This is a genomic window from Marinobacter xestospongiae, assembly GCF_023156385.1.
Classification (GTDB): Bacteria; Pseudomonadota; Gammaproteobacteria; order Pseudomonadales; family Oleiphilaceae; genus Marinobacter; species Marinobacter xestospongiae.
The window spans coordinates 376459-387707 of record NZ_JAKZAK010000001.1 but is presented as its reverse complement, the minus strand read 5'-3'; the positions used below and the strand labels follow the sequence as shown (position 1 = coordinate 387707).

The 11249-nt window shown below is 48.2% G+C and carries 13 protein-coding genes; 2 read left to right on the top strand and 11 right to left on the bottom strand.

The features are described from left to right. Positions 1 to 681: IS30 family transposase (locus tag MLD24_RS01770; protein ID WP_248163352.1), on the top strand; the 681-nt coding region annotated here is incomplete at its 5' end. A 40-nt stretch (positions 682 to 721) separates the two neighbouring features. After that, positions 722 to 841 (top strand): DUF5669 family protein, encoded by a 120-nt coding sequence (locus tag MLD24_RS01765; protein ID WP_248163351.1) that lies wholly within the window; start codon positions 722 to 724, stop codon positions 839 to 841. 363 nt (positions 842 to 1204) lie between these two features. Here MLD24_RS01765 and MLD24_RS01760 read toward each other — a convergent pair whose 3' ends face one another. The 11 genes from MLD24_RS01760 to ureE all read right to left on the bottom strand — a co-directional run bounded on the left by MLD24_RS01760 (position 1205) and on the right by ureE (position 11248). Then, positions 1205 to 1690: a transposase gene (locus MLD24_RS01760; protein ID WP_248163350.1), complete on the bottom strand. Its 486-nt coding sequence runs from the start codon at positions 1688 to 1690 to the stop codon at positions 1205 to 1207. A gap of 332 nt (positions 1691 to 2022) precedes the next feature. Continuing rightward, positions 2023 to 3870 (bottom strand): DUF3732 domain-containing protein, encoded by a 1848-nt coding sequence (locus tag MLD24_RS01755; protein ID WP_248163349.1) that lies wholly within the window; start codon positions 3868 to 3870, stop codon positions 2023 to 2025. Then, the gene (locus MLD24_RS01750) at positions 3867 to 4328 is read right to left on the bottom strand and encodes a three component ABC system middle component (RefSeq protein ID WP_248163348.1); all 462 of its coding nucleotides are present in this window, start codon (positions 4326 to 4328) and stop codon (positions 3867 to 3869) included. The genes MLD24_RS01755 and MLD24_RS01750 overlap by 4 nt, the downstream gene beginning before the upstream one ends. Beyond that, positions 4325 to 5536 carry an ABC-three component system protein gene (locus tag MLD24_RS01745; protein WP_248163347.1) on the bottom strand — a complete coding sequence of 404 codons (1212 nt, stop codon included), beginning with the start codon at positions 5534 to 5536 and terminating at the stop codon, positions 4325 to 4327. Before MLD24_RS01745 ends, MLD24_RS01750 begins: the two co-directional genes overlap by 4 nt. A gap of 167 nt (positions 5537 to 5703) precedes the next feature. Next, the gene (locus MLD24_RS01740; RefSeq protein ID WP_248163346.1) at positions 5704 to 6141 is read right to left on the bottom strand and encodes a hypothetical protein; all 438 of its coding nucleotides are present in this window, start codon (positions 6139 to 6141) and stop codon (positions 5704 to 5706) included. A 95-nt stretch (positions 6142 to 6236) separates the two neighbouring features. Next, positions 6237 to 7430, bottom strand: coding sequence for a hypothetical protein (locus MLD24_RS01735; RefSeq protein ID WP_248163345.1), 1194 nt, complete (start codon positions 7428 to 7430; stop codon positions 6237 to 6239). 166 nt (positions 7431 to 7596) lie between these two features. Then, positions 7597 to 8388 carry a nuclease-related domain-containing protein gene (locus tag MLD24_RS01730; RefSeq protein ID WP_248163344.1) on the bottom strand — a complete coding sequence of 264 codons (792 nt, stop codon included), beginning with the start codon at positions 8386 to 8388 and terminating at the stop codon, positions 7597 to 7599. Between the two features lie 184 nt (positions 8389 to 8572). Beyond that, entirely contained in the window at positions 8573 to 9148 is a 576-nt protein-coding gene (locus MLD24_RS01725; RefSeq protein ID WP_248163343.1) for a HupE/UreJ family protein, read from the bottom strand. A 46-nt stretch (positions 9149 to 9194) separates the two neighbouring features. Continuing rightward, a complete protein-coding gene (gene ureG, locus MLD24_RS01720) occupies positions 9195 to 9833 on the bottom strand; it encodes an urease accessory protein UreG (protein ID WP_091817832.1) in 639 nt (212 codons plus the stop codon). A gap of 190 nt (positions 9834 to 10023) precedes the next feature. Further along, positions 10024 to 10725, bottom strand: a complete 702-nt coding sequence (locus MLD24_RS01715) for an urease accessory protein UreF (RefSeq protein ID WP_248163365.1) — start codon at positions 10723 to 10725, stop codon at positions 10024 to 10026. Next, positions 10706 to 11248 (bottom strand): urease accessory protein UreE, encoded by a 543-nt coding sequence (gene ureE / locus MLD24_RS01710; protein ID WP_248163342.1) that lies wholly within the window; start codon positions 11246 to 11248, stop codon positions 10706 to 10708. The genes MLD24_RS01715 and ureE overlap by 20 nt, the downstream gene beginning before the upstream one ends. Between the last annotated feature and the right edge of the window lies 1 nt (position 11249).

The window sequence follows — 11249 nt, the reverse complement described above, 5'->3', positions numbered from 1 at the left end:
CGGGTCAGCCGCCAGTGGATCTATGACCTGATCCTTCGGGACCGCGCCAACGGCGGCAAGCTCTGGACCTACGGCCGGCACTCCAGGAGGCGCCGCGCTCAACGAGATATGGCCAAGCGCGCGGGACTGGGCAAGATCCCGAATCGAAGGGGTATAGAGCATCGACCTGCCGAGATAGACCAGCGTCTGGAGGTGGGTCACTGGGAAGGAGACACGGTTCTGCACGGCCACAAGCAGTCAGGCATCGTAACGCTCGTGGAACGTCGTAGCGGATACTTGCTGGCAGGCCGGTTGGCGCGTGTCACAGCCGACCTGACGACGAATGCGATCATCCGCTTGATGACGCCGATTCGCGGCGCCGTCAGCACCCTGACGCTGGACAATGGCAGTGAGTTCGCAGACCACGAGAGAATGGCCAAAGCCTTGAGCATGGCGACGTACTTCTGTGATCCCTATTGCTCAGGACAGCGTGGGACCAATGAAAATACCAACGGCTTGATACGGCAGTATTATCCGAAGGGAACCGACTTCTCAGCGGTCAGTCAGCGAGCCCTGAATCGGGTGGTCGATGAGATCAATAATCGCCCCAGAAAACGGCTGGGGTACCGCACACCGGCGGAGGTGTTCTGGGGAGAATATTCCGGGGCACTACCAACGAGTGGTGCTGCACTTATTGTTTGACTTCAGGAATTCCAAGCCAAAACAACACAGAGGACATGCCATGCCGTTTTCACCCGACCAGATTGCCGAACTGAACCTGCTTGCGCTGTTTGATTCCGCATCCTCCCAGGAAGGCATCAATGAAAAAGGTGAAAAAGGGGTCAGATCGATTTTAAATTGAGTTAGAAGATTATGGCCTCAGAAATTATTATAACTAGGGCAATAAATTAAAACGTGAAATCGTACTCAATCAGAAGTTCAAAAGTATGCGCCCATGCAATAAATATGCGCTCTGACCCCATTAATAAAGTTTGTGTTAGGCGTTGCATCTTTCTACCTGCGACTGGCATACGTTCAGTAAGAGTGCCCCCGGGTCTTGTATTTTGCTATTTGGCTTTTCTCAGGCCGGAAGGGCAAAAGGCAAGACCTGACCCCGAAGGTGTATGTCTTCCGTGCCATGGTGCAATTTCGTTTGAGTGTTTGGAGCCAACCCGTTAACTTGTCAGAAGGATTGTATCGGATGTTCGGGGCGGGGCCGAATTGATCAATTTAAAATCGATCTGCCCCCTTTAGTTTCATTCGGTTCACCTAAAGCATTACGACGAAAGCTGCTCCAGGGATACTGTTCTGGCTGATCGACCATACCTGCCGTGACGGGGTTAAGCTCAATGTAGCGGTAACAGCTCAACAGGTAGTTCTCGGCGTCCACCAAGCTCCCTTTGTGCCGCCCTTCCCACAAGGTACCTGATCGCCGGTAGTTTTTATTGATGTACTGAACGTACTGGCGCCCCACATGCTGCATGAGCCTGGAGATACTGTCCGCATGTTGCGGCGTGATCAACAGATGAACGTGGTTGGTCATCAGGCAATACGCATGAAGCTCAGCGCCGTTGCGCTTCAGGCCTTCCGCCAGCACTTGGCGATAGAAGCGGAAATCGTCTTCCGCGAAGAAGCAGGCATCCCTATTGTGACCGCGTTGGACCACATGGGCAGGAACGCCCGGGAGATACATCCGTGTCTTCCGTGGCATGGTTCAAATCCGTTTGAGGGGTTAGAGCCAATCCATTAGCTCATGGGGAGCATTGTATCGGATGTGCAGTGCGGGGCCGAATTGATCAATTTAAAATCGATCTGACCCCTTTAGCTTCGAAATCCTCTTCCGCATAAAAACAGGCATCCCGGTTATGGCCACGCTGAACCACATGAGCAGGAACGCCCGGGAGATACATCCGTGTCTTCCGTGGCATGTTGCAATTCCATTTGAGGGTTTTGAGCCAATCCGTTAGCTCTTCGGAAGGATTGTATCGGATGTTCGGGGCGGGGCCGGATTGATCAATTTAAAATCGATCTGACCCCTTTAGTTTATTTAATTTTGTTGGGTATCAATGCATTACCATCTTTAAAACTTTCAACTAAATGAAAATTACTAAAGCCATTCCATGTTTCAGGACTAATATGTTCAAAAACTATTATCTGAAAATTACCACCAAGCTCTTTCATATTTGTAACGAAATCATCCAACAAACTCACAGCGGCAGTTACTTTGGCTATGTCAGAGCTATCCATATTCTCTTTAATATTTCCATTTCGATCTTCAAAATACGGCCTGCTAAATTGATCAATGATGAGAAAAGGAGCCACATAAGGAATTTTTTCTCTAATAATTTGCTCATGAAGCCCCAAAAATAAAAACAAATGCAGGAACATATGATTAGAACTACTTCCTACATTTTCAACATGGTTGCTTCGAGGCTTCCTCAATTGTAAGACTTTATCTTTGTAATTAAACGACGCTTTATAGTCTTTATAATTTGCCAAAGCTGATCCTGTGAATTCTATATATTCTTGAATTATCTCATCCAAGGTTTTGACAAACAAATCCTTTCGCTCACCAACATTATATACAACAAGCTCATCCAGCCTATTATTTAAATATTTTATCCTCTCCTCACTCTCATTATTGTTGGCGCCAGTCTGAGGTTGATACAGATCTAACTTGGCTTTCACTTCACCTACAAAAATATATTTTTCTTTGTCATTCTCAAATGCTTTAATTTCTCGCGGCATTGTATCGCGCTCATCCACCATATCCCTCAATTGAGCTTCGTATTCTTTAATCGTTGTTGATATATTGCTATCTAAAGGTGTCTTGTTTGCCACAGCTTTTTTGATTTTTTTATGGTCTGCTTCTAGACCAGCTATAACCTCTTTAAAAATTGAGGTTTTCAACACATCATTATAATGCTCAGAAATAAAATCCAAGGATTTTAGGCTGTCACTGGTTTCTTTCAGGTTGGCTTTATATCTTTTATATTCGCTTGCAAAACTGTTGAGATTTCTAATCTTTCTGGTGAGCTTGCCAATATTAGCATTGATTTCATTATAACGGTCTATTGTTCCGTTCCTAGCAACACTCTCAGCGCTTCCAACCATTGTATTGAGCTGTTCAACCGCTTCTCCGACATCACCTTCCTCTGGTAACAGACCATACTCTCTAGCAGTCTGAATTGTGCTTTTTAATTGGGAATAAAATGCATCATATTTACGACTAATACGTTCAGACTCTTTCTCAAGCTTTCTTATTTCACGCTCAATCTCTTCACGTTTCTCTCTTTTCAGGATATTTTCAACTGTGTCAATCCCAACAGCTAAATCAAAAATTCTAGGCAGAGCCTCCCTATACTTATCATTCTTCTGTTTATCAAAAAATTCCTGGCTATGTGTGATAATGTCTTGCGATATAGTGTTTAGGAGTAAAAAATACCTTAAAGATACTTTCGAACCTGAACTAAGTATCCTTCCTCCATACGCTACTCTAGTATCACTATCTATGCCAAACTCCGCCTCTAGCGTTCTTTTAAGGGCAGATTCCGTAATGTTAGCTGTTGGAGCACCCTCTGGAATATCCCCTACAGACGAAAAATAGTAGTCATGAGAGACATTACTTTCTGAGGGTGACTTCCGAGCAATGAAGTAACACTTATCATTGATTGATATTTTTATACCATACCATTCAACATTTTCGTTTATGATACTCTCAGAAATATCGTGCGTACTAGAAAACAAACAATAATCTATAATTGCTAATATTGCAGTTTTCCCAGTATTACTGTCACCAGTAATAACATTAATTTTACCCGGCATAAATGCAAGCGTGCGTTTTTTGCCATTCTTAAGAAATAGAACCAAATTATCAAAATAAAAATTCACAGCTCCACCCTTAAATTCAAATAAAGATTTTCTGCGGATGATTCCATCATTTTTGCGATATTAGGAACTGCTTTCTGAATTTTAAAAGCTCTATTCCCCGCCTCTTTACCAGCTATAAACAATGGCTCAGAACCACCTTTTTTAATCAATGCACCCTCACTTAACGCAATGGCATCTATTTCATGCAAAAGCTGAATTGCATTTATTGAGCTACACAGTTGATCGTAAAAACGATTGTTAAAATTCGCGAAAAATCTGGTTTTTTCAATAATAAGCTTTTCTATCCCCTGAATCTTGACATTTCCATTGGATAAATACTTTAGCATTTCGTTGTGCGTTATTATAGGTGATACTAATAACGCCTTAGATAAAGGCAAAATCTGAGCATGTTGGACGACCAGCAATATGGCTAAGGCCTGAACACCTATATTGTTATATAACCTTTCAGTATCACTCATTTGTATTTACTTTCCCAATATTTATGCCACCCAATTTTCGGAATATTGGAAAGATGATAATAGCAACCGTTGTTCATCTCTGTAGGCAATAGTTGCCCATCTAGCTCTAACTTTTCTTTTCTAATTGCGTCAAAAATGCCTAAGGCCTTCTCCAGTATCTCATCTTCATTTAACCTTCTTCGGTACACACTATCGAACTCAATTTGCCATCTAGCCATTGCCTCACGTTTAAAATCATCTATTTGACCCCTGCTTATATCACCGTCTTTTTCCCAGCGGTCAAAATTATTTACCATGTAAAGCAAGCATCGCGTATACATTGCGATATGCTCTGTATCTTCTGGCTCGAGATCGTTAATATCTATTAGCTGCTGTATGAATATTTGATCTGCCAAATTCTCAGGTAGCACGCCATTAAACCGAATTATTCTAAGCCTTCCATTTCTTGCTTGATCAAAATAAATTCGATATTTTTTACGAAAATCATCAAAACTAAAGGTGATTTTTTCTTTATTTTTAGTCAATGAAAAGTTTTCTTGACGCAATCTTGAATCAATATCGCTAAAAACATCATCAATCTTACTATCATCTATGTGATGCTCTTTTATTGCCGTTTTGCATTTTTCAATTATTTCATCACAACCTAAATCAAAATAAATATTTTTAAAAAATATATTTGCTACATCAGCATCTAAAGCCAAGACTGTATCAATATAAGCTTTAATCTTACCATCCTTGGTCTTACTTTTTAAATCTGACATACCGTTCTTAAAGGTGCTATATTTTTTGTCACCTTTTTGGATCGCCCTAATATCATTCAATACAGAGTTTTTTAAATTATCGATCTTATTAGAAGAAAGAACAAAATCAGTATCTTTAACAAAGCCTAATTGCTCACTAACATTTCCTCGACCGCTTTCCTTATCAGCGATAACCTTGCACCAATTTGAAAACGTCTTCCACATATCCACATCAAGCTGGGTCATGCTTTTAGGGGTGCCGTCTGCATTCGTCTGCGTTGTATGCTTAAGCTGAATAAATATTTTACGCTTTGTTGCCAACTCCGCATGCACATCATCTAACACTTCTAACCCAACACTCTCATCACTCTTCATGGTAAGAAGTCTCCATAGAAAATGATAGTATTGGAAATCAAAACCAATAGCTTTGTCAGCAGCACTTGTTTTTTCGGTATGAGTTTTCTTCATTATTTATATGTTTCGAAGTATATTTTTGAATATATTAAGCAGAGCTCAGAATTCGATGTTACCTTGCTGTACTGCAACCTTAATGTCCGCTTTGGGTCGAAAGCGGGCCAGTAGAGCAACCGTATAAAACCGAAATCACGCGCTTGTCGCGTGCGTCGCCTTGTATTTTATCCATTCTCTCTTGCGATTAGGCCTTTTGCTTGGTCCCATAATTGGGCCGCATCAGCAACCCAGCGGCTCACTTCTTCTTGTCCGCCGCCAGCTCCATGAGCCATCTCCCAATATGTGACATTGGGAGATGATCCAAATAATGCACCTGCGTCAGCAACGAAACTTCCATTTTCCCCAGGCGTAGAGAATCCTTGAGTCATTGCGGGATGCCCTTTCACGCTTTCGATCCGGTCCACATCAAGAACTGAGACAAGGATTGTATGGCTACCCCCGCATTCAGAGTGGTTGCAGATAAAGGTAACCCTAAAATCTGGCTTCCAATTCCCGATTGCTGCCGGCGCCTTATCCCACTTCCAGCCCGCCAGGTCGAAGAATGCCGCCCACTTAGCAAGCAATGGCGTTTCGAATTCAAGCGAATCATAAATTGCAGACATAATTCGATTTCCTTTTGAGATAACGCTTGCAGCATGCGCGCCCATTGATTGGAGCCGAAGGCGGAATGTAATGGGCGTCGCTGCACTTGCATTTGCTAGCCATTTTTTATATGTCGATCAAGAAGCCAAATTGCTGCAAGAGCAATGGTAAGCTTGTTACAAAGATGCAAATATCTTGCGTATGTGATCTCTCTTTCTTGCCCAGTTCCACCGCTACGGAACAGAATTTTCTCTCCATCCCTCCAAATTGAAGCATGGTGGGAGCCATTCCTCAATGCACTATCTAAATCCGCAGCGAATTCCACTAATTCAGGCACTTGAGCAAAAGGATCAGCTCGCTTTGACTTGTCAACGTCTTTTAAATATTTGTTAAGCGTCATTGAATTAAATTGATCAAACTTCCTGCCAGATTTTATGTTATTGAGACATGCGAGAGTCACAAATGCTGCAGTTAGGGTTTCGTAAACCTGTCCATAGTAAAGCTTAATCTCATCAAAGAATTTTGAGCCAACAACTCTGTCATCAACATCGTCATCATCAAGCCTTGCGTGAACCATCATTTGGCTTAGACTCGTGTAGATCCTGAAGTAGTCTGAAAATGATGAAATGTATCTTTTTTCTTGATCTTCTTTCAGATGGTCGTTGTGATAATTTACGAAATCATTAAACTGCTTTGGAAAAGAGACCTTAGCCGATTCTGCAAAGCGTTTAGCTGGCTCAAATAATTGGTTTATTCTTGGGTAAAACAAACTGTCAAAAAAATTAAATATTGCCTCGTCAGGATTATTTATGGAGGTGTCCGGAAAATATTTTTTTCTTTGCCCCTCGTAATTATTTATTTTTTTATTAAGTGCCTTCTCTTGCCCTTGTTTGTTTTCAAGCGTCAAGATGTTCTTAACGATACCCCATAAATCTTTGGCGTTAGGGACGTCAAATTGCAGTGCGGTATCCTGATGCTTCCCAGGAAGCATCCTGAGATGAGGCGTTATTTTCCTAACATATTCTATTGACGCAAAAGAATTAGGTTTGTGTATAGTGTCTTGCTTGAACGCAAAGTTCGGATGAAGGTTGATAACCGTGTAATCATCTTCAATTTCTGAGCACAGATAAAAATTTTCCTCCGCTTCGAAATACGCTTGAGGTGCTCTGGACCTCACTGCTACAAGGATGGGAAGCTCACACACCAAACAATCGAAAGTGTGGAGTTGGTAGTTTTCAATACCGACACCAGCTCTTAACATGTAGTTTGAATCACATGTTTCACACCTGCCAAAGCCTCGTATTACCACACCCCCTCCTTTTGTTGTGAAACGGCTTAAAATGATTAGATAGCACGCTTCGTTATTGCGATCATTTCAGCGTCAATAAACGCTCAAAACCAAAAATTCAGATTTCACCATTTAAACCATGGCAATCAATTCGATACGCTTCGTTAACATTCGGGTGGCGCTGTAATCATTTGACAGCTTCGTTAGAAGCACCAACCATCCCCCGGCACTTAGGAAATGCCTTGCAGCCATAAAACTCCTTCCCAATACCCCCTTCTCGCTTCGCCGTGCGCTTTACCATCTCACCCAGGCACTTCGGGCATCGTGGCTCACTGTTTTTCTTCGCCACGACCTCCTTCACATGCGCCACGTGCTTCCGGTGATTTCTGAACGTAGCCGCTAGTCGCCCGGATTCAATGGTTCCGATCACCTTCTGAACCTCAGCCTCAGAGAGCAGTTCTTCAGAGTGCGATTTGATGAAGCGAAGGTATCCCCCACCCTGCGTCACGTTCCCAGGCATCTCCGTCTTAAACGTCGAATCCCCCACAAACACCACCAACGAATGCACCTGCTGATCACTCAGCCCCAACAGGCTCTGCAACGTCTTCACATGCTTGTAATTCTGATGCAGCGGGTTCTGAAACTTCTGCGAATACTTGAAGATCTTCTGAGTCCAATACCGCTGATTCGGCTTACCAAAGATCCAGCCCTTCATGTTCTTGGTTTCCACCACGAACACCCCATACCGGGACACAATAATGTGGTCGATCTGGGTGGTGCCGTCTTCGGTGGGCAGGGTGACGTTCTTGATCAGGTGGTAGCGTTGCTTGTCGAGGAACAGGCGTGCGGAGGTATTAACAAGGAGCTCGCCTACCTTGCCCTTGAACCAGGGCGACTTGACCACGCCCGCGAGAATCATGAGCGGAATCAGATACCAGAGGGCGGTAAAAAGAGGCTGAAGAACCGGGGAGTAGTCCATCCGTCGTCCCTAACAGAAAGCACACAAGTCCGTTTTATCTCACTACACATTAGCCCAAGTTGACGCCGTTGGACTACCCTCATCTGCAAAACATCGTTAACAAACAAGCCCCAACAAAAAAAGCCGCACGGTCTCCCGCACGACTTTTCTTGTTTTGCCCACTAAGGGCAAGAGATGCCAACAATCAGGCCACAGACAGATACGCCCCAGCCACCGCCAGCACACCACCAACACCCCGACTAAACCGGCTGTCGGCTTTCAACATCAACGCGCCCAAACCACGCCCCACAAACGTAATCAGCAGTGTGGCAATGGAGAAGCCGGTCAGGTAGGCGACCAGGGTTGCGCCTTCTGGCATTTCCGTGCCATGGGCAAAACCATGAAATACCATAAACGCCCCAACGAGAGAGCCACCCACGGCAGTGGGCAGCTTGACCAGGGTGGCGATCAGAATCCCCGCCAGCAGTACCGAGAAGGTGATGCCGGTTTCCACACCTGGCAGGCCCAGGCCGCCCCAGGCCAGGGCGGCGCCGAGGATCATGCCGCCGACTACAAAGGCGGGGGTGGCGTTTTTCATCAGTTTGCTCTGGCGCACGCTCCAGAAACCGATGGCCGCCATGGCCAGCAGGTGGTCGAGGCCCAGCATGGGGTGCAGCAGGCCGCTGGTGAAGCCGCCTTCGGTGTGGCCCGGGTGGGCGAACGCGGTGGTGGCGGTGAGCATCAGGCAGACGGTGGCGAGGATTTTGGTGAGTCGCTTCATTGCGTGTTCTCCGTAATGCATTAATCGTAAAGGTTTCAATCGGGTATCAGGCGGATTCGGCAATCTTGTCTGGCCGACGTTCGGGCAGCATGCCCCGTTCAAGGATGAAGCTGATGATCTCTTCCAGCCCTACCCCGTCATACAGGTTGGTAAACACAAACGGCCGTTCGCCGCGCATTTTCTTGCTGTCCCGTTCCATCACCTCCAGGGAGGCGTGGACCTGTTCGGCGATGTCGATCTTGTTGATGATCAGCAGGTCGGACTTGGTGATGCCGGGGCCACCTTTGCGGGGGATCTTGTCGCCGGCGGAGACGTCGATGACGTACAGGGTGAGGTCGGACAGTTCCGGGCTGAAGGTGGCGGAGAGGTTGTCGCCGCCGGATTCCACCAGCACCAGTTCCAGGCCCGGGTGGCGGGACTGGAGGTCGTCGATGGCCGCCAGGTTCATGGAGGCGTCCTCGCGTATCGCTGTATGGGGGCAGCCGCCGGTTTCCACGCCGAGGATGCGGTCGGCGTCGAGGGCTTCGTGGCGCAGCAGGAAGTCGGCGTCTTCGCGGGTGTAGATGTCGTTGGTGACTACGGCGATGTTGTAGTGGTCCCGCAGGGCTTTGCACAGTTGGCGCAGCAGGGCGGTTTTGCCGGAGCCGACGGGGCCGCCGACGCCTACTCTTAGACAATGTGTCATGGGTTGTGTACCTCTTCGTCGTTATTTCTTTGACTCCGTGTAGCGCGGTGATCGGGGGAAGTCCTTCCGGGACACGCTCAAGTACATCCCTGTAACGCTCGCGCTCCGCCATCCATGGCTCCGCACGTTCCCGGAAGGACTTCCCCCGCTCACCACGCCGAGCTTCGGAGTGGTATTCAACAGCTTTTATTCAGCTCCGAAAGAGCCTTGAATACTGTGTTTCATGTAAGGCACTGCCGAGGGCGAGCCCTGGTAGCACCGGTCCCAATTCGTCGTCACTCAGGCCAAGGGCCTTGTCTACCGCCGCCACCAGTTTGGGACGTAGCTGTTCGGTCAACCGTTGGGCGGCGGTGTGGCCCAGGGGCATGGCTTTGCAGGCCACCGCCAGCTGGTTTTCCAGCCAGGCCCAGGCAAAGCCGAGCAGGGTCTGGCGCTGGGGGACGTTGCGCAGGTGGGCGGCCCAGGCGAAGACGGTGACGTAGCCGGGTTCAGCCGGGAGTTCGCCGTCGTCCGCTTGCGGTAGGAGCTCCAGGCTGTTTAGCAGCCGTACCAGCGCCGCGCCCAGGCGGACGTCTTCGTCGGTCAGTTCGGCGGTCTCGCGGGTGGCGTGGAGCCACTGGTTCCAGTTGGCCACCGTGGCGCTGTCGCCCTCGGCCCAGGCAATTTGCAGCCGGGCCAGCAGGGGCAGTTCGCAGCGGGTGAGGCCGTCGTCCAGCACGCCTTCCAGCCACTGGCCCAGCTCTGCCTCGCTGGTTACCCACTGCAGTTCGAACGCACTTTCCAGGCCCTGGGACCAGGCGAAGGCGCCGATGGGCAGCGCAGGGCTGACCAGTTGCAGCAGGCCCAGCAGGGCCAGGTCGCCGGTCTGGCTGTCAGTGGTGGTGATGGCCATGGCTGTGCCGGTGGTCGTGGGAATGGCTGTGTGAATGACCGTTGCCATGTGAATGCCCGTGGGAGTGACCATGGCCCTGCCCGGCCTGGGCGTAGGCACCCGGCTCGGGGTCGAACGGGCCCTGGTGGTGTTCCAGGGTGGCACCGAGGCGTTCGGCCAGTTCTTCCAGCACGTGGTCGGGCGGGAAGCGGACCCAGCTGCCTTTGTCGTCATTCCCTATTGCCAACGTCACGTGGCGGTTGCCCAGGTGGTAGCACAGCCGGGCCAGGGGCAGGCCGTCGGCGATGCGGGCGGTGACCACCGGTTCGTCGGCGGCGCGGATGCGGACGATCTCGCCGCCCTTGGCCATCAGGTGGGCGCCTTCCCGCAGCACCGGGCCACGGTCGAGGAACAGGCCGACGTCGTGGCCGTTGTCCGTGGTGGCCCGCAGGCGGCCGCGGATACGCAGCTCGTACGGCAGGGTCAGGGTGTCCAGTACCTCGGTGGATTCCACCGGGGCGATGCGTTGATTCATTTCCAGCATA

Coding starts and splice junctions, on each gene's coding strand:
- MLD24_RS01765 (WP_248163351.1), top strand. CDS start 722: ATGCCGTTTTCACCCGACCAGATTGCCGAACTGAACCTGCTTGCGCTG.
- MLD24_RS01760 (WP_248163350.1), bottom strand. CDS start 1,690: ATGCCACGGAAGACACGGATGTATCTCCCGGGCGTTCCTGCCCATGTG.
- MLD24_RS01750 (WP_248163348.1), bottom strand. CDS start 4,328: ATGAGTGATACTGAAAGGTTATATAACAATATAGGTGTTCAGGCCTTA.
- MLD24_RS01745 (WP_248163347.1), bottom strand. CDS start 5,536: ATGAAGAAAACTCATACCGAAAAAACAAGTGCTGCTGACAAAGCTATT.
- MLD24_RS01740 (WP_248163346.1), bottom strand. CDS start 6,141: ATGTCTGCAATTTATGATTCGCTTGAATTCGAAACGCCATTGCTTGCT.
- MLD24_RS01730 (WP_248163344.1), bottom strand. CDS start 8,388: ATGGACTACTCCCCGGTTCTTCAGCCTCTTTTTACCGCCCTCTGGTAT.
- MLD24_RS01725 (WP_248163343.1), bottom strand. CDS start 9,148: ATGAAGCGACTCACCAAAATCCTCGCCACCGTCTGCCTGATGCTCACC.
- ureG (WP_091817832.1), bottom strand. CDS start 9,833: ATGACACATTGTCTAAGAGTAGGCGTCGGCGGCCCCGTCGGCTCCGGC.
- MLD24_RS01715 (WP_248163365.1), bottom strand. CDS start 10,725: ATGGCCATCACCACCACTGACAGCCAGACCGGCGACCTGGCCCTGCTG.
- ureE (WP_248163342.1), bottom strand. CDS start 11,248: ATGCTGGAAATGAATCAACGCATCGCCCCGGTGGAATCCACCGAGGTA.